This window comes from Halomonas sp., from assembly GCF_014859505.1.
Classification (GTDB): Bacteria; Pseudomonadota; Gammaproteobacteria; order Pseudomonadales; family Halomonadaceae; genus Halomonas.
The window spans coordinates 1-16,995 of sequence record NZ_JACUUD010000065.1; the positions used below are offsets into that span (position 1 = coordinate 1).

General features: G+C 68.3%; 18 protein-coding genes. 3 read left to right on the plus strand and 15 right to left on the minus strand.

From position 1 onward, the window contains the following. Nucleotides 1-20 precede the first annotated feature (20 nt). Both IBX53_RS09975 and IBX53_RS09980 read left to right on the plus strand, forming a co-directional pair. Nucleotides 21-1,028, plus strand: a complete 1,008-nt coding sequence (locus IBX53_RS09975; RefSeq protein ID WP_290908714.1) for a 3-deoxy-7-phosphoheptulonate synthase — start codon at nucleotides 21-23, stop codon at nucleotides 1,026-1,028. A 67-nt stretch (nucleotides 1,029-1,095) separates the two neighbouring features. Further along, entirely contained in the window at nucleotides 1,096-1,605 is a 510-nt protein-coding gene (locus IBX53_RS09980) for a DUF3087 family protein (protein WP_290908671.1), read from the plus strand. 65 nt (nucleotides 1,606-1,670) lie between these two features. Here IBX53_RS09980 and ppk1 read toward each other — a convergent pair whose 3' ends face one another. Next, nucleotides 1,671-3,881, minus strand: a complete 2,211-nt coding sequence (ppk1, locus tag IBX53_RS09985; protein WP_290908675.1) for a polyphosphate kinase 1 — start codon at nucleotides 3,879-3,881, stop codon at nucleotides 1,671-1,673. A 43-nt stretch (nucleotides 3,882-3,924) separates the two neighbouring features. Beyond that, the gene (gene hemB, locus IBX53_RS09990; protein WP_290908678.1) at nucleotides 3,925-4,932 is read right to left on the minus strand and encodes a porphobilinogen synthase; all 1,008 of its coding nucleotides are present in this window, start codon (nucleotides 4,930-4,932) and stop codon (nucleotides 3,925-3,927) included. 210 nt (nucleotides 4,933-5,142) lie between these two features. On the opposite strand from hemB, the gene elbB reads away from it, so the two are divergent. Beyond that, nucleotides 5,143-5,805, plus strand: coding sequence for an isoprenoid biosynthesis glyoxalase ElbB (elbB, locus tag IBX53_RS09995; protein WP_290908680.1), 663 nt, complete (start codon nucleotides 5,143-5,145; stop codon nucleotides 5,803-5,805). Nucleotides 5,806-5,884: 79 nt separating this feature from the next. On the opposite strand, the gene tatC is transcribed toward elbB, so the two are convergent. The 13 genes from tatC to priA all read right to left on the minus strand — a co-directional run. After that, a complete protein-coding gene (gene tatC, locus IBX53_RS10000; RefSeq protein ID WP_290908683.1) occupies nucleotides 5,885-6,661 on the minus strand; it encodes a twin-arginine translocase subunit TatC in 777 nt (258 codons plus the stop codon). Further along, nucleotides 6,658-7,113: a Sec-independent protein translocase protein TatB gene (gene tatB / locus IBX53_RS10005; RefSeq protein ID WP_290908685.1), complete on the minus strand. Its 456-nt coding sequence runs from the start codon at nucleotides 7,111-7,113 to the stop codon at nucleotides 6,658-6,660. The genes tatC and tatB overlap by 4 nt, the downstream gene beginning before the upstream one ends. A 6-nt stretch (nucleotides 7,114-7,119) precedes the next feature. Then, a complete protein-coding gene (tatA, locus tag IBX53_RS10010; RefSeq protein ID WP_290908688.1) occupies nucleotides 7,120-7,389 on the minus strand; it encodes a Sec-independent protein translocase subunit TatA in 270 nt (89 codons plus the stop codon). A gap of 51 nt (nucleotides 7,390-7,440) precedes the next feature. Then, nucleotides 7,441-7,776, minus strand: coding sequence for a phosphoribosyl-ATP diphosphatase (locus tag IBX53_RS10015; RefSeq protein WP_290908691.1), 336 nt, complete (start codon nucleotides 7,774-7,776; stop codon nucleotides 7,441-7,443). A gap of 65 nt (nucleotides 7,777-7,841) precedes the next feature. Then, nucleotides 7,842-9,464, minus strand: coding sequence for a ubiquinone biosynthesis regulatory protein kinase UbiB (gene ubiB, locus IBX53_RS10020; protein ID WP_290908717.1), 1,623 nt, complete (start codon nucleotides 9,462-9,464; stop codon nucleotides 7,842-7,844). Then, nucleotides 9,464-10,126, minus strand: coding sequence for an SCP2 sterol-binding domain-containing protein (locus IBX53_RS10025; protein WP_290908694.1), 663 nt, complete (start codon nucleotides 10,124-10,126; stop codon nucleotides 9,464-9,466). Before IBX53_RS10025 ends, ubiB begins: the two co-directional genes overlap by 1 nt. Nucleotides 10,127-10,133: 7 nt before the next feature. After that, nucleotides 10,134-10,901 (minus strand): bifunctional demethylmenaquinone methyltransferase/2-methoxy-6-polyprenyl-1,4-benzoquinol methylase UbiE, encoded by a 768-nt coding sequence (gene ubiE, locus IBX53_RS10030; RefSeq protein ID WP_290908719.1) that lies wholly within the window; start codon nucleotides 10,899-10,901, stop codon nucleotides 10,134-10,136. Between the two features lie 94 nt (nucleotides 10,902-10,995). Beyond that, nucleotides 10,996-11,379, minus strand: a complete 384-nt coding sequence (locus IBX53_RS10035) for a DUF971 domain-containing protein (RefSeq protein WP_290908697.1) — start codon at nucleotides 11,377-11,379, stop codon at nucleotides 10,996-10,998. Further along, nucleotides 11,376-12,698, minus strand: a complete 1,323-nt coding sequence (hslU, locus tag IBX53_RS10040) for an ATP-dependent protease ATPase subunit HslU (RefSeq protein ID WP_290908699.1) — start codon at nucleotides 12,696-12,698, stop codon at nucleotides 11,376-11,378. The genes IBX53_RS10035 and hslU overlap by 4 nt, the downstream gene beginning before the upstream one ends. A gap of 11 nt (nucleotides 12,699-12,709) precedes the next feature. Continuing rightward, nucleotides 12,710-13,228 (minus strand): ATP-dependent protease subunit HslV, encoded by a 519-nt coding sequence (hslV, locus tag IBX53_RS10045; protein ID WP_290908702.1) that lies wholly within the window; start codon nucleotides 13,226-13,228, stop codon nucleotides 12,710-12,712. Between the two features lie 131 nt (nucleotides 13,229-13,359). Beyond that, nucleotides 13,360-14,076: an SPOR domain-containing protein gene (locus tag IBX53_RS10050; protein ID WP_290908705.1), complete on the minus strand. Its 717-nt coding sequence runs from the start codon at nucleotides 14,074-14,076 to the stop codon at nucleotides 13,360-13,362. A 3-nt stretch (nucleotides 14,077-14,079) separates the two neighbouring features. Further along, nucleotides 14,080-15,765: an arginine--tRNA ligase gene (gene argS, locus IBX53_RS10055; protein ID WP_290908708.1), complete on the minus strand. Its 1,686-nt coding sequence runs from the start codon at nucleotides 15,763-15,765 to the stop codon at nucleotides 14,080-14,082. Nucleotides 15,766-15,919: 154 nt separating this feature from the next. After that, nucleotides 15,920-16,995: primosomal protein N' (gene priA / locus IBX53_RS10060; RefSeq protein WP_290908712.1), on the minus strand; the 1,076-nt coding region annotated here is incomplete at its 5' end.

Below are 16,995 nucleotides of genomic sequence, written 5' to 3' on the forward strand. Positions count from 1 at the left end.
GCGCCGTCGCGTCGGGCGCCATTAGCCGGGCGCTGCCCACCGCCGGCGAGTTACGCCGTGCCCTGCCCCTGGAGGCCGACCTGGCCCAGCAACTTGAGGGCCAGCGCCAGGCGATCCGCGATATCCTCGCCGGCCGCGATGACCGCCTGCTGGTGGTGGTTGGCCCCTGCTCCATCCACGACCCGGAGGCGGCGCTCGAGTACGCCCGGCGCCTGGCCGAGCTGGCGCCTCGCGTGGCGGATCGCCTGCTGCTGGTGATGCGGGTCTATGTCGAGAAGCCGCGCACCACCGTCGGCTGGAAGGGACTGGCCTACGACCCGCAACTGGACGGCAGCAATGACATGGCCCGCGGCCTCGAGGTATCGCGGCGGTTGATGCACGAGGTCACCGCCCTGGGCCTGCCGGTGGCCACCGAACTGCTGCAGCCGATGCTGGCCCCCTACCTGGAGGACCTGCTGGCCTGGGTGGCCATCGGGGCCCGCACGACGGAATCCCAGCTTCACCGCGAACTGGCCAGCGGCCTCGATGCCGTGGTCGGTTTCAAGAACGCCACCGGCGGTGATATCGGGGTGGCTCTGGACGCCATGCGCGCCGCCGCCCACCCCCACAGCCACTTTGGCCTCGATCCGGAGGGGCGCCCGGTGGTGCAGCAGACCCTCGGCAACGCCCACACCCATCTGGTGCTGCGCGGCGGCCACGGCGAGCCCAACTACCAGGCTCGCCATGTGCAGGCGTCGCGGCACGCCCTGGAGGAGGCCGGGCTCACCCCGCGGCTGATGGTGGACTGCAGCCACGCCAACGCTCGCAAGGACCATCGCCGCCAGAGCGAGGTGCTGCTCGACGTGCTGGCCCAGCGCCTGGCGGGGGAAACGGCCCTGGTCGGACTGATGGTCGAGAGCCACCTGCACGAGGGCAAGCAGTCGCTTGTGCCCGGCCGGCTGCGCCGCGGGGTCTCGGTCACCGATGCCTGCATCGGCTGGGAGACCACAGAGCATCTTCTGCTCAGCGCCGCCGATCGTCTGCGCTAGTCCTGTACCCCGGGGGGCGGAGTCGGGATAATCACCTCGATTTCCGACTCGCCACCCTGGAGGCTCCATGTCATTCCGGTTCGAAACCCACGATCCCGAGACCTACCGGCGCAAGGCGAAGATGATCAGCCTGGCCATGGCCGGCCAGCTGATCGTCTTCGGGCTGGTCTTTGCCCAGCTGTTGCAGCTTGCCTTCGACGGCGGCTTCTGGCTCAACGTGGTGGGGGTACTGCTGGGGCTGGTGGCGACCAGCCTGACCTTCGCGGTGCTTCGCGAGCGCCCCTGGATGACCGAAATGCGCTACGTGTGGCAGCTCAAGCACCACTTGTCACGGGTCAGCGCCTACCTGCCCGCGCTGCGCCGGGGCGTGGAGGAGGGCAACGGCACGGCGCTGGCCATTCTCAGCTTCTACCATCAAGGCATGGCCCAGCTCGCCAAGCTCAACGGGCGCACCCTGGATGACGATGCCGAGCTGCTCGCCGAGCGCCAGAAGGTGCGCCTGGCCCGCCAGGAGCGTGGCCTGCCCGAGCGGGTCGATGGCTTCGACCCCCACGACCTGGCCGCCTTCAAGCGCTGATCCCTCCCGCACCGCATTTCCCGCTCGGCGTCTATCGCTGCGGGTACGATGTTCAGTTGACACCATCAGGCCTTGGCGGCGTAGGCGTAGAGCAGTGTCTCCTGGGCGCTGATCGGTGCCGCGTCGCCCGGCTGCTGCTTGATGTAGCTGCCGTCGGGCTGTAGCCGCCAACTCTGGCAGTTGTCCACCAGGTAGGTCTCCAGGTCCTTGCGCACCCGCGCGGCGAGCTTCCTGTCGAGCAGCGGGAAGCAGGTCTCCACCCGGTGGAACATGTTGCGGCTCATGAAGTCCGCGCTGGACGCCCACACCTCGGCCTTGCCGTTGTTCTGGAAGTAGAACACCCGGGTGTGCTCCAGAAAGCGGCCGATGATCGAGCGCACCCGGATATTCTCCGACGCGCCGGGGATCCCGGGCCTCAGGCAGCACATGCCGCGGATGATCAGGTCGCACTCCACCCCGGCGCGGGAAGCGCGGTAGAGCGCCTGGATCAGCTTCGGTTCGGTCAGCGAGTTGCACTTGATGATCAGGTGAGCGCGTCGGCCGCGGCGGGCATGCTCCGCCTCGCGGTCGATCATCGCCACCATCCCCTCGTGGAGCGTGAAGGGCGCGTGCAGGAGGGTCTCGATATGCCGTGCGCGGCCCATGCCAGACAGCTGCTGGAACACCTGGTGCACGTCCTCGCAGAGCGCCTCGTCGGCGGTGAGCAGGCTGTAGTCGGTATAGAGCTTGGCCGTCTTCGAGTGGTAGTTGCCGGTGCCCAGGTGCACGTAGTAGCGCAATCGCCCCTTCTCGCGGCGCACGATATGCATCATCTTGGCGTGGGTCTTGTAGGCCATCACCCCGTAGATGACGATGGCGCCGGCCTCCTGCAGGCGCGAGGCCAGCCCCAGGTTGTCCGCTTCGTCGAAGCGGGCCCGCAGCTCGATGACCACCGTCACCTCCTTGCCGCTGCGCGCCGCCTCCACCAGTGAGTTGACAATGGGGGAATCGGCGCCGGTGCGGTAGAGGGTCTGCTTGATGGCCAGCACCGAGGGGTCCCGGGCCGCCTCGGCGAGCAGCTCCTCTACCGGCGAGAAGGACTGGAAGGGGTGATGGAGCAGGATATCGCCGGCGGCGATGGCATCGAACAGGCTGCCGTTCTTCTTGAGGTTCCTGGGCAGTCCCGGAATGAAGGGGCGGTATAAGAGCTCGGGACGCTCCAGGTCGCCCAGCAGCGCCATCATGCGGGTCAGGTTGACCGGCCCGTTGACCCGGTAGAGGTCGTCCTGCTCCAGGGCGAACTCCTTGAGCAGGAAGGCCGCCAGCTCGTCCGGGCAGGTATCGACCACCTCCAGGCGTACGCCGCTGCCGTAGCGGCGGGCCAGCAACTCGCCGCGCAGCGCCGAGGCCAGATCGGAGACCTCCTCCGGGTCGACGGTCATGTCGGCGTTGCGGGTCAGCCGGAACTGGTAGCAGCCGCGCACCGTCATTCCCGGGAAGAGCTCCTCGGCGTGGGCATGCATCATCGAGGAGAGGAAGACGGCCTCGCTGAAGCCCTCTTCGCACAGCTCGGCGGGCAGGGCGATGACCCGCGGCAGCGAGCGCGGTGCCGGCAGGATGGCCAGTCCTCCCTCGCGGCCGAAGGCGTCCTTGCCCTCGAGCTGGACGATGAAGTTGAGGCTCTTGTTGACCAGCCGCGGGAAGGGGTGCGAGGGGTCCAGCCCGATGGGGCTGATGACCGGCATGATCTCCACATCGAAGTAGTCACGCACCCAGGCCTGCTGGGCCTCGGTCCACTCGCTGCGGCGCCGGAAGCGCAGCCCCTTCTCCTCCAGCGCCGGCAGCAGGGTCTCGTTGAGGATGCGGTACTGGCGCTCGATCTGCTCGTGGGCGATCTGCGAGATCTCGGCGAGAACCGAGCTCGGCGTGCGTCCGTCGAAGCCGGTGCCTTCGTCGCCCAGCGCCACCCGGTGCTTGAGGCCGGCCACCCGGATCTCGAAGAACTCGTCCAGGTTGGAGGAGAAGATCAGCAGGAACATCAGGCGGTTGAGTAGCGGGTGCGCCTCGTCCAGGGCCTGCTCCAGGACCCGGATATTGAACTGCAGGTGGGAGAGCTCACGGTTGAAGTAGAGGCTCGAGTCGTCCAGGTCCGCCTCGGGCACCGCCTTGGGCTTGATGCCGGTGCGTGTCTGGTTGAGCCGAGGCACCGGCGCATCGGCTGCGGCCTCTTCGCCCGGCGCGTCGACGGGATGGAGCTCGGTCAGGGGCGTGGCGGATTCGGGACTGCGGTCTTCCATGGGCAACTCTCTTCGGGTCCTGGAAGGGGCGCAGCCCCTTCCGTCACTGGGCGAGCAGGCGGGCCGCCCGCTTGGCAAAGTAGGTCAGCACGCCGTCGGCACCGGCGCGCTTGAAGCAGGTCAGGGATTCGAGGATCACGCTGTCGGCATCCAGCCAGCCGTTCTCGAAGGCGGCCATGTGCATGGCGTACTCGCCGCTCACCTGATAGGCAAAGGTCGGCACCTTCAGCTCATCCTTCACCCGGCGCACCACGTCCAGATAGGGCATGCCGGGCTTGATCATTACCATGTCGGCGCCCTCGGCCAGGTCCAGGGCCACCTCGTGGAGCGCCTCGTCGCCGTTGGCCGGGTCCATCTGGTAGGTGCTCTTGTCGGCCTTCCCGAGGTTGGCGGAGGAGCCAACGGCGTCGCGGAAAGGGCCGTAGTAGCGCGAGGCGTACTTGGCGCTGTAGGCCATGATACGGGTGTTGACCAGCTGCTCCTGCTCCAGTACCCGGCGAATCTCGCCGATGCGCCCGTCCATCATGTCCGAGGGGGCCACCACGTCGGCGCCGGCCTCGGCGTGGGAGAGCGCCTGCTTGAGCAGGGTCTCCACGGTGCGGTCGTTGAGCACATAGCCCTGCTCGTCGATGATGCCGTCCTGGCCGTGGCTGGTGTAGGGATCCAGCGCCACGTCGGTGATGATGCCAAGCCCCGGCAGAGCCTCCTTGAGGGCCCGCACGCTGCGCTGCACCAGGCCAGAGGCGCTGTAGGCCTCCTCGGCCAGTTCGCTCTTCAGCGAGGCATCGACCACCGGGAACAGCGCGAGGGCCGGGATACCCAGCTCGAAGGCCTCACGGGCCTCCTCGATCAGCAGGTCCAGCGACAGGCGCTCGACCCCCGGCATGGAGGGCACGGCCTCGCGCTGGTTCTCGCCCTCCAGCACGAACACGGGCCAGATCAGGTCGGCCGATGTCAGGGTGTTCTCGCGCATCAGCCGACGCGAGAAGTCGTCGCGGCGCATGCGCCGCAGGCGGGTCGAGGGAAACTGTCGGGTGGTCATGAAACTCAAGGCGATTCTCCAGCGTGGGTCGCCGGCCAGTGGGCATTGTGGCGACACGGTATGTCAGTTGGATGACGACGGGTCGAGGCTGACTCCGAGTATATCAGTGTGCCGGTGCGCCGAAAGTCTCGCCTTGTCGCACCCGAGCGTTGGCTCTAGAGTGTGAAGTTCGATTATCGGGCCCGCCCGCCGGCGGGTGACCCCTTCAAGGAGACAGGCATGAGCAAACAGGTGGCGGTGATCCTCTCGGGCTGCGGTGTCTTTGACGGCGCCGAGATCTACGAGACCACCCTGACCCTGCTGCGGCTCGACCAGCTGGGCATCGGCTATCGCTGTTTCGCCCCGGACATCGAGCAGCACCACGTGATCGACCATCGCAGCGGCGAGGTGGCCAAGGGCGAGACGCGCAACGTGCTGACCGAGTCGGCGCGTCTGGCCCGTGGCGAGATCTCGGCGCTTTCGGAACTGGCCGCCGACGATTTCGATGCGGTGATCCTGCCCGGCGGCTTCGGGGCGGCCAAGAACCTGTCCAGCTTTGCCGAGGCGGGCGCCGGCATGGAGGTGCTCGACGAGCTCAGGGAGGCACTGGCCGGCTTCCACAAGCCGCGCAAGCCGATCGGACTGATGTGTATCGCCCCGGTGATGGTGCCAAAGCTGCTGGGTCCGGGCATCGCCGTGACCATCGGCCATGACCCAAGCGTCTCCGGCGCCATCAGCGCCATGGGCGGCCTGCACCGCAGCTGCGCTGTGGAGGAGATCGTGGTGGACTTCGAGAACCGCGTGGTCACCACCCCAGCCTACATGCTGGCGACTCGCATCAGCGAGGCGGCCACCGGCATCTTCAAGCTGGTCGACCGCGTCGATGAGCTGATGGATCGCTGATCGCCAGGACATGCTCCAACGACAACACCCCCGCCGGATCGCATCCGGCGGGGGTGTTGCGTCAGTGGGGCCTGCCGCGCTACTCCTGTTTCGTCTCGCCCTGTGCCTCGTTGCGCTGCTTCTTGCGCCGTGCCAGCCGGCCGAACAGCAGGCCGACCTCGTAGAGCAGGTACATGGGCACCGCCAGCAGGCTCTGGGAGATCACGTCCGGTGGGGTGAGCAGCATGCCCACCACGAAGCAGCCGAGGACGATGTAGGGGCGTTTCTTCGACAGGCTCTCCACCGTGGTCGCGCCCGAGGCGATCAGCAGGAAGGTGGCGATGGGGATCTCGAAGGCCACCCCGAAGGCGAAGAACAGCTTGAGGACGAAGTTGAGATAGGCGTTGATATCGGTCATCACCGCCACGTTCTCCGGCCCCGTCTGGGTGAAGAACTGGAACAGCAGCGGGAAGACCACGTAGTAGGCGAAGGCCGCCCCGGCGTAGAACAGCATCACGCTGGAGGCGAGTATCGGCAGCGCCAGGGCCTTCTCGTTGTCATAGAGCCCCGGGGCCACGAAGGCCCAGGCCTGGTGCAGCACGTAGGGAATGGCGATGAACACCGCCACCACCAGGGTCAGCTTGAAGGGCGCCAGGAAGGGTGAGGCCACCTCGGTGGCGATCATCTGCGATCCCTCCGGCAACAGTGCCATCAGCGGCTGGGCGATGAAGGTATAGATGTCGTTGGCGAAGGCGTAGAGGCCCAGGAAGATCACCAGGATCGCCACCACGGCGCGCAGCAGTCGCGAGCGCAGTTCGATCAGGTGTTCGATCAGCGTGGCCTGGTGTGATTCCGGGCTGTCACCGGTCTTGCTCATCGGGAGGAGGCGTCCTTGTCGGCGGCGGAGGGCACGGGGCGTTCATCGCTTTCGGGGCCATCGCTGCCCTGGCCATCGCGGCGGGCACGGGCCAGGGCATCGTCGAGGCGCTGCTCGGGCCCCGGTGGCGCTGCCCTTTCGGGGCCGCGTTCACGGGCCTCGGCGGGGCGGTTGGGCTCGGCGGGGCGGTCGGGCTCGGCGAGGCTTTCCACGTCGCGCTGGACCTGCCGCACGCTCTCGTCGAGCTTCTTCTGCTGCTCGTTGAGCTTCTGGCGCAGCTCCTCCGCCTCCAGCTGGGCGCTGATCTCGCGCTGCATGCCGGAGACGGTGCGCTTGATCTTGCCGATCCACAGCCCGGCCGTGCGGGCCGCCTTGGGCAGCCGCTCCGGGCCGAGCACGAGCAGGCCCACCACGCCGATGAACATGAGTTCGAGAAAGCCGATGTCAAACATGGCGGCTTATTTTCGCTCTTCCTGTTCCTCGGGCTTGCGCTCGGCCTGGACGTCGTAGGTGTTGGTCTCTTGCTTGTGGTCCACCCGCGCCTGGGCCTGTTCTTCTGTTTCCCCCTCGGACTTCTCGGCCTTTTCCTCCTCGCTCATCGCCTTCTTGAAGCCCTTCACGGCGCCACCGAGGTCGGTGCCGACGTTGCGCAGCTTCTTGGTACCGAAGACCAGGATGATGATGCCGAGTACGATCAGCAGTTGCCAGATACTGATACCACCTAACATGAGTGCTTCCTCTGGATCGGGGGCCCCGGCCGGTCCGGAGGCCCTGTGAGTCTATTGCTGTCTGGCGGCCTTCTCGTCGTGGCCGGAGACGCCGAAGCGGCGCCCCAGCTCGTCGAGCACGGCATGATGGTCGAGGTCGAGGTGCGACAGCATCACCAGGCTATGAAACCACAGGTCGGCGGTTTCGGCGATCAACGCTTGCCGTTCGGCTTCTCCCCCGTGCTCGGCGTCCTTGGCGGCCAGCAGGGTCTCGGTGGCCTCCTCGCCGACCTTCTCGAGTATCTTGTTCAGGCCCTTGTGATGCAAGGCGGCCACATAGGAATCCTGCGGATCCCCCTGGCGGCGTTGATCCAGGACAGCTTGCAGGCGGTCGAGAATATCGCTCATGGATAAAGGTTCCGTTGCTGTGGGGCGTGAAGGCGGTAGGGCATGAGTCGGGGCATGAGCTCGTGTCAGTGCCAGGCCAGCAGGGCCAGGCCGATGATGGCGGCGGTCAGGGCCGGCCAGGGCTGGGCAGAGGCCCACTGGGCCAACGGCTGCCAGGCCAGCGCCAGGGCCACCAGCAGGAGCCCCAGGCGCAATCGCCGGCCGCGGCGACCCTCGCGTACCAGCTGTTGGCGGATGCCGCTGAGCGCCTCGCCCTGGCGGCGGCGCTGGCGCTTCTCCTGTTCCATCTGGGAGAGCGCCTGGTGGGCCAGCACGGGTAACTCGGGCAGCTGGCGGGTCAGCTCGGGGGCCTGGCGCTTGAGGGACTCCCAGAAGCCCAGCGCCCCCGCGCGTTCCTGCATCCATTGCTCGAGGAAGGGCTTGGCGGTCGTCCACAGGTCCAGGTCGGGGTAGAGCTGGCGCCCCAGCCCCTCGATGTTGAGCAGGGTCTTCTGCAGCAGCACCAGCTGGGGCTGTACCTCCATGTCGAAGCGCCGGGCGGTCTGGAACAGCCCGAGCAGCACCTGGCCGAAGGAGATGTCCTTGAGAGGCTTCTCGAGGATCGGCTCGCACACCGTGCGGATCGCCGCGGCGAACTCGTTGGCTCGCGTGTTCTCGCCGACCCAGCCGGACTCGATGTGCAGCGCCGCTACCTCGTAGTAGTCCTGATGGAAGAAGGCCAGCAGGTTGCGGGCCAGGTAGTCCTGGTCCTCGCGGGTGAGGCTGCCGACGATGCCGCAGTCGATGGCGATGTACTGGGGGTCCCGGGGGTGCTCGCGGGCGACGAAGATGTTACCCGGGTGCATGTCGGCGTGGAAGAAGTTGTCACGGAACACCTGGGTGAAGAAGATCTCCACGCCGCGCTCGGCGAGCCGCTTGAGGTCGGTCTCCTGAGCCTCGAGTGCCGCCATGTCGGCCACCGGGATGCCGTAGATGCGCTCCTGCACCATCATCCGCTGGCGGGTCAGCTCCCAGTGGATCGCCGGCACGTAGAGCAGCGGCGAGTTCTTGAAGTTGCGCTTGAGCTGGGAGGTGTTGGCCGCCTCCTTGTGCAGGTCGAGCTCATCGAACAGCGTGGCCTCGTAGTCGCGCACTACCTCGACCGGGCGCAGGCGGCGCGCCTCGGGGACCAGGGTCAGCATCTGGGCGAAGCGGTACATCAGCGCCATGTCCTGACGCATCACTCGGTCGATGCCGGGGCGGATGATCTTGACCACCACCTCCTCGCCGGTGTGCAGGCGCGCACCGTGCACCTGGGCGATGGAGGCCGAGGCCAGGGGCTCCGGGTCGAAGCGGGCGAAGGCCAGTGCCACGGTCATGCCGAGCTCTTCCTCCACCACCGCGAGGGCCTGCTCGCCGGGAAAGGGCGGCACCTGGTCCTGCAGGCGCTTCATCTCGTCGGCGATGTCCTCGGGGAGCAGGTCGCGGCGGGTGGAGAGCACCTGGCCGAACTTGACGAAGATCGGCCCCAGCGATTCCAGCGCCAGGCGTAACCGGGCCCCGCGCGAGCGCTCGCCGATGGGCACCAGGCGCAACGGCGAGAGCCGCAGCAGGGTGCGCAGCCCCCAGGGCAGCCGCTCCAGGGGAATCAGGGTGTCGAGCCGGAAGCGGGTGATCACCCAGAAGATGCGCAGCAGCCGCAGCAGCATCATGGCGTTACCCGCCCGTCTTCCTGTGCCGTCGGCTGTGCCGCCAGGCGGCGGTGCAGCCTGGCCAGGCGGGCCTCCAGGCGGTCGGCGGAGACCTCGAGCTCGGTGAGGTGGTCGCGCAGCACTTCCAACTGGGGGCGGCCGGGCAGCAGGCGGGCCTCCTCTACCAGGTACTCGGAGAGGTCGGCACAGAACTCCTCGCGGGTGCGCAGCCCGAAGCGTCCCAGGCGGCGCAGTCCCTGGGCCAGGCTGTTGGCCGGCACGTCGCCCAGCCAGCGGGCCAGCTCGCCCTCCCAGTCCAGGTCGAGATCGAGCAGCAGGTCGCGGGTCTGCTCCAGCAGCTGGGTGCGGCCACGCACCGCCAGTCTGCCCTGGAACATCAGCCGTTCGAGGGAGGCCCCGCCCAGCAGCGCGCCGGCGGTCTCGGTGTCCAGTTCCATCACGGCATCGAAGGCCTCTTCCTCGAGGCTTTCCGGCCGCAGCAGGTCCAGGCCCCGGGGGTGGTAATGGATGGCCAGGGCCAGCTCGGGGCTCTTCAGGCGCAGCAGCAGGCGCTGACCGGCTAGCCGGGCCAGGCGCGAGGGCGCTGCCGGGTCCCGGGCTAGCAGCGCGTTGAGGGTGCGTTCCAGGCCGGCCAGCGGCAGGGTCGGGGTCAACGCCATGCCCACCTCAGAGCTTTATGCCGCGGTGCAGGGCCACGATGCCCCCGGTGAGGTTGCTGTATTCGACTCGCTCCAGGCCGGCCGCCTCCATCATCGCCTTGAGGGTCTCCTGGTCCGGGTGCATGCGGATCGATTCGGCCAGGTAGCGGTAGCTGTCGGCGTCATTGGCCACGACTTCGCCGATCTTCGGCAGCAGGCGGAAGGAGTATTCGTCATAGGCCTTCGAGAGCATCGCGCTGTCGGGCTTGGAGAACTCGAGCACCAGCAGGCGCCCGCCGGGCTTGAGCACGCGCGCTATGGAGCGCAGGGCGGCGTCCTTGTCGGTGACGTTGCGCAGGCCGAAGGCGATGGTGATGCAGTCGAAGGTGTTGTCGGGGAAGGGCAGGCACTCGGCATTGGCCTGCACGTACTCGACGTTGCCGCCGACGCCGTTGTCGAGGAGCTTGTCGCGGCCGAGGTGCAGCATCGACTCGTTGATATCGGCCAGCACCACCCGCCCGCGGGGGCCCACCAGGCGGGAGAACCTGAGGGTCAGGTCGCCGGTGCCGCCGGCGATGTCGAGCACGCATTGGCCCGGGCGGACCCCGGCGCGTTCGATGGTCAGTCGCTTCCACAGGCGGTGAATACCGAAGGACATCAGGTCGTTCATGACGTCATAGCGGGCGGCCACGGAGTGGAAGACCTTGGCCACGCGGGCGGCCTTCTCCTCGATGGGCACTTCCTGGAAGCCGAAGTGGGTGGTCTGCTGGTCCCTGGAGCTGGGGTTGGCGCTCATGCGATGGGGCTCCCGAATCGCTGCATGGGAGAGGTCGATGCCTCGGATGGGCGCCATTGTAGCGTCCTGCGGCGGCGATTGTCTTGGCGCCGGTTCAGAGCTGCTTGATTTCGATGCCCAGAGGCTCGCGGCTGGCGCCGGCGTCTTCCAGGCGCTGCAGGTAGTCCGCCCAGTTGGCCTCACGGTTCTGGATCAGCCACCACAGGTAGTCCCAGCTGAACAGGCCGCTGTCGTGACCGTCGTCGAAATGCAGCTTGAGGGCATAGCGGCCGGTCTGGGTAATGTCCTTGAGGCCGACGAACTTCTTCCCCTCCTGCAGGGTGGCGGTATCGGGGCCGTGGCCGCGTACCTCGGCGGAGGGGGAGAAGACCCGCAGATACTCGACGGGGAGTCGATGGCTCTGGCCATCGGCATAGCCCAGCTCGAGCTCCTGAGCCTTGCGGTGGTAGTGCACTCGGGTGGGGATGGGGGCTGTCATAGGATATACCGCGACAGGTCCTCGTCCTTGGCCAGCTCGCCTAGCTGTGAGTCCACGTAGGCGGCGTCGATGGTCAGCGGCGTACCGATATCGCTGCCCCGGTAGGAGGCCTCTTCGAGCAGGCGTTCCAGCACGGTGTGCAGACGGCGCGCGCCGATGTTCTCGGTGCCCTCGTTGACCTGCCAGGCGATCTCGGCGATGCGCTCGATGCCGTCGTCGGTGAACTCGATCGCCAGGCCCTCGGTGGCCAGCAGCGCCTGGTACTGCTTGGTCAGCGCCGCGGAGGGCTCGGTAAGGATCCGCTTGAAGTCATCGGGCGTCAGGGCATTGAGCTCGACGCGGATCGGCAGGCGGCCCTGCAGTTCGGGGATAAGGTCCGAGGGGCGCGACAGGTGGAAGGCGCCGGAGGCGATGAACAGGATATGGTCGGTCTTGACCATGCCGTACTTGGTGGAGACCGTGGAGCCCTCGATCAGCGGCAGCAGGTCGCGCTGCACGCCCTCGCGGGAGACCTCGCCGCCGCTGGATTGGCCGCTGCCCTTGGTGACCTTGTCGATCTCGTCCAGGAAGACGATGCCGTGCTGTTCCACCGCCTCGATGGCGCGGCTCTTGATCTCAGCCTCGTTGACCAGCTTGCTGGCCTCCTCGTCGCGCAGCAGGGCGAAGGCGTCCTTCACGCTGACCCGGCGGGTCTCGCTCTTCTGCTTGCCCATGCCCGAGAACAGGCTCTGCAGTTGCTGGGTCATCTCCTCCATGCCCGGCGGGGTCATGATATCGACGTTGGGGCCCTGCTGGGTGAGCTCGATGTCGATCTCCTTGTCATCGAGTTGGCCCTCGCGCAGTTTCTTGCGGAAGACCTGGCGTGTGCCGCTTTCCTGGCGGGGCTCATCCTCCTGGCCGCGGGGCGGCGGCAGCAGGGCGTCCAGGATACGATCCTCGGCGGCGTCCTCGGCGCGGTGGCCCACCTCTTCCTTGGCCTGCTCGCGCACCAGCTTGATGGCGGCTTCGGTCAGGTCGCGGATGATCGAGTCGACGTCGCGGCCCACATAGCCCACCTCGGTGAACTTGGTGGCCTCCACCTTGATGAAGGGCGCGCGGGCCAGCTTAGCCAGGCGCCGGGCGATCTCGGTCTTGCCCACGCCGGTGGGGCCGATCATCAGGATATTCTTGGGCGTCACCTCCTGGCGCAGGTCGGCGTCGAGCTGCATGCGGCGCCAGCGGTTGCGCAGGGCGATGGCGACGGCGCGCTTGGCATCCTGCTGGCCGATGATGTACTGGTCCAGGGCGTGGACGATCTCGCGGGGGGTCATCTGGGTCATGGTGGCGGCCTTTAGAGCGTTTCGAGGGTGACGTTGTGGTTGGTGAACACGCAGATGTCGCCGGCGATCGCCAGCGACTTCTCGGTGATCTCCCTGGCCGACAGGTCGGTGTTCTCGAGCAGCGCCCGTGCCGCGGCCAGGGCGAAGTTGCCACCGGAGCCGATGGCGATGATGCCGCGCTCGGGCTCCACCACGTCACCGTTGCCGGTGATGATCAACGAGGCATCCTTGTTGGCCACGGCCAGCAGCGCTTCCAGGCGGCGCAGGGCCCGGTCGGTCCGCCAGTCCTTGGCCAGCTCCACGGCGGCCTTGACCAGGTTGCCCTGGTACTTCTCCAGCTGCGCTTCGAAGCGCTCGAAGAGGGTGAAGGCGTCGGCGGTGCCGCCGGCGAAGCCCGCCAGCACCTCGCCCCGGTAGAGGCGGCGTACCTTGCTGGCGTTGCCCTTCATCACTGTGTTGCCCAGGGACACCTGGCCATCGCCGGCGAGCGCCACCTGGTCACCGCGGCGCACGGATACGATCGTGGTCATGGAGGGGAATCTCCTTGGGGGAGCGGGTGGCTCCCGATGACTTGCTGCGCCTCGGGGGTGGCCCGGGCGCCGTGAATGAGCTTTCGGGAGAAATGCGGGCGCCGGGAGAGGATTTCAACCGTCCGGTGGGGTCAGTTCTGCAGGCGGATCAGCAGCGGCTCGATGCCCTGGGTGATCATCAGGTCCTGGGCGCGGTTGAGCTCGCGATTGTCATCGTAGGGGCCGACCTGGACGCGATGCCAGGTCTGGCCGCCGGAGGCCTTGACCTCGCTGACCTGGGCCAGCAGGCCGAAGTCGCGCAGCCGACGCTGCAGCTGCTGGGCGTCGCCAGGCTCGCGGAATGAGGCGGCCTGCAGCATGTAGCGGTGATCGTTGCTGGCGGTGGGCTCGGCCGCGGGCTCCGGGGCGCTGTCGGCGGCCAGGTTGGCGGCGATCACCTGGGCGATGGGGTCGGCGCCGGCTTCGGCCGTCTCCTCGGCGGGCGGCGGCGCCGGCGGACGGGCCGTGGAGGCGGGCATCTCGCCGCGCGGGGCGATCACCTCGGACTCCGGCAGCAGGGTATAGAACTCGAAGGTTGGCATGCGCGGCTCGCTGGGCGCTTCCGGTGCCAAGGGTTCGCTGCGGGTTTCCGGCGGGGCGCTGCGCGGCAGCACCGTGGCCAGGGGCGAGTCCTCCACCTGCCAGGGGGCCACGCCGTGCTGGTGCTGGGAAAGCAGGAAACCGGCCACCACGCCGGCCAGGCCCCACACCCAGCCGGGCAGTCGCCATTCCCGGCGTGTCTTGTTGCCGGGCTGTCGGCGGCTGCTGGTGGCGCCGCGCCGCTTCGGCGGCTGCTTGCGAGTCGCCATGGATTACATCTCCTCGGGGGCGCTGACTCCCATCAGGTCCAGGCCGTTGCGTAATACCTGGCGGGTGGCCAGGCCCAGAGCCAGCCGAGCGTTGCGCAGTTCGTCTTCCTCGACCATCACCTTCACCGCGTTGTAGCAGGTGTGGAACTCGGCGGCCAGATCCAGCAGGTACTGGCCGATCTGTTGGGGTTCACGGGAGGCGGCGGCGTGCTCCACCACCTCGGGGTAGCGTGCCAGCCGGTTCATCAGCGCCTTCTCCTGGTCCTCCTCGAGCCGGCCCAGGCTCGCCATGGCCAGGGCGTGGTCGAAGGGCAGGCCGTCGGCCTCGGCGCGGCGCATCACGCTGCACACACGAGCATGGGCGTACTGGACGTAGTAGACCGGGTTGTCGTTGGACTGGGAGCGCGCCAGGTCGATGTCGAAGGTCAGCTGGGAGTCGGCCCGGCGAGCGGCCAGGAAGAAGCGGGTGGCGTCGCGGCCCACCTCGTCGATCAGGTCGCGCAGCGTGACGTAGCTGCCGGCGCGCTTGGAGAGCTTCACCTCCACGCCGGAGCGGGTGACCATCACCATCTGGTGCAGCACGTAGTCGGGCCAGCCCTGTGGAATGCTGGCCTCCAGGGCCTGCAGGCCGGCGCGCACCCGGGTCACGGTGGAGTGGTGGTCGGCGCCCTGCTCGTTGACCACGGTGCCGAAGCCGCGCTGCCACTTGTCCAGGTGGTAGGCCACGTCGGGCAGGAAATAGGTGTACTGCCCGTCAGACTTGCGCATCACCCGGTCCTTGTCGTCGCCGAAGGTGGTGGTGCGCAGCCACAGGGCGCCATCCTGTTCAAAGGTATGGCCCTTCTCGACCAGGCGCTCGACGGCGGCCTCCACCTTGCCGTCGCGGTAGAGCGAGGACTCCAGGAAGTAGACGTCGAAGTGCACGCCGAAGGCCTTGAGGTCGAGGTCCTGCTCGCGGCGCAGGTAGGCCACCGCGAACTCCTGGATCGCCTCGAGATCGTCCGGATCGCCCTTGCCGGTGACGTGGCGGTCGTCGGCGTGGACGGTCTCGCCGGCCAGGTAGGCGTTGGCCACGTCGATGATGTAGCCGCCGCGGTAGCCGTCGGCGGGCCAGCTCGCGTCTTCGGGGTCGAGCCCCTTGACGCGGGCCTGTACCGAAAGTGCCAGGTTGCTGATCTGGGCGCCGGCGTCGTTGTAGTAGAACTCCCGGGTGACGTCGAAGCCGGTGGCCTCGAGCAGGCGACAGATGCAGTCGCCGATGGCCGCGCCGCGGCCGTGACCCACGTGCAGTGGCCCGGTGGGGTTGGCGGAGACGAACTCCACCTGCACCCTGGCGCCCTGGCCGGTGAGGCTGCGGCCATAGGCGTCGCCTGAGTCGAGCACCTGGCGCACCACCTGGGCGGCGGCGTCGGTGGCGGCGAAGAAGTTGACGAAGCCGGGGCCGGCGATCTCCACCTGGCGGACGGCATCGCTTGCGGGCAGGGCGGCGATCAGGGCCTCGGCGAGCTCGCGGGGCTTCCTGCCGGCGGGTTTGGCCAGCATCAGTGCCAGGTTGGTGGCGTAGTCGCCGTGGGCCTTGTCCTTCGTCGGGTCGACCTTGATGGGCGGCGCGAGGTCGGCGGGCAGCACGCCCTGCTGCCTGAGGGTGACGAGGGCGTCTTCGAGCAGCGAAACGATGGTCTCTTTCATGGAGCGTCGGTTGTCCTGTGGCGCCGGGCGGGGCGAGCGGCCGATGAACCGGCGATGACGAGACGCTCGCCCGCGGCGCGGGCATGGAAGCGGAGCCTGGATGGGCACGGTCGACCATTATCGGCAATTGTGGTGCGGCTTTAAAGGGCGGGCGTCAGCTTAGCGTCTGGGGGTCGATATCCAGCGACCAGCGCGTGCGTCGCGCCTCGGGGGTCGTCTCCAGCCAGCGGGTCAGCCAGGCGCAGGCCTGGTGGAGGGCGCTGCGTCTCTCGGCGCTGAGCATCACCTGCAGGTGGTAGCGCCCCTGGCGGCGCTCCATGGGGGCCGGCACCGGGCCGAGGCAGTCTACTGCGAGCTCGCGCTCGGCCAGCCAGCCGCGCAGCGAGGCGGCGGCGCGCCTGGCGAGCTCGCCGGCGGCCTCTTCCCTGGCGCTCTCCAGACGCAGCAGGGCCAGGAAGCGGAAGGGGGGCAGGGCGGCGGCGCGGCGCTCCTCCAGCAGCTGCTCGGCCAGGGCGGCGTAGCCCCGCTCGGCCAGCAGGCGCAGGTGGGGGTCATCCGGGTGCAGGGTCTGCACCAGCACGCGACCGGGGTGAGCGGCGCGCCCGGCGCGGCCGGCCACCTGCACCAGCAGCTGGGCACTCTGCTCCAGGGCGCGGAAGTCACTGGCATAGAGGCCGGCGTCGGCGTTGACCACCACCACCAGGGTGACGTGGGGCAGGTGGTGGCCCTTGGCCAGCATCTGGGTGCCCACCAGCAGGCAGGGCTCGCCGCGGCGCACCTCAGTCAGGACCTGCTCGAAGGCGTCGCGGCGGCGGGTGCTGTCGCGGTCGATGCGGTGCACCGGCACCTTCGGGAAGAGTCCGGCGAGGGTCTCCTCGGTGCGCTCGGTGCCGCTGCCCAGGGGGCGCAGGTCGATGCTGCCGCACTGCGGGCAACTCTCCGGCAGGGCGCGGCGGCGGTCGCAGTGGTGGCAGGCCAGCAGCGGCGGCTGGCGGTGCAGGGTCATGCGGGCGTCGCAGGCGTCGCATTCAGCCAGCCAGCCGCAGGCGTGGCAGGCCAGCGTCGGCGCGAAGCCGCGGCGGTTGATGAACACCAGCACCTGGCGGTCGGCGGCTAGGGTCTCGCGGATGGCGTCGAGCACCGGCGGGATCAGGCCGCCCTGGCGGGGCCGCCCGCGCAGGTCGATCAGTTCCAGCCTGGCGGGGGCATGGCGGGTGGCGCGGCGGGTCA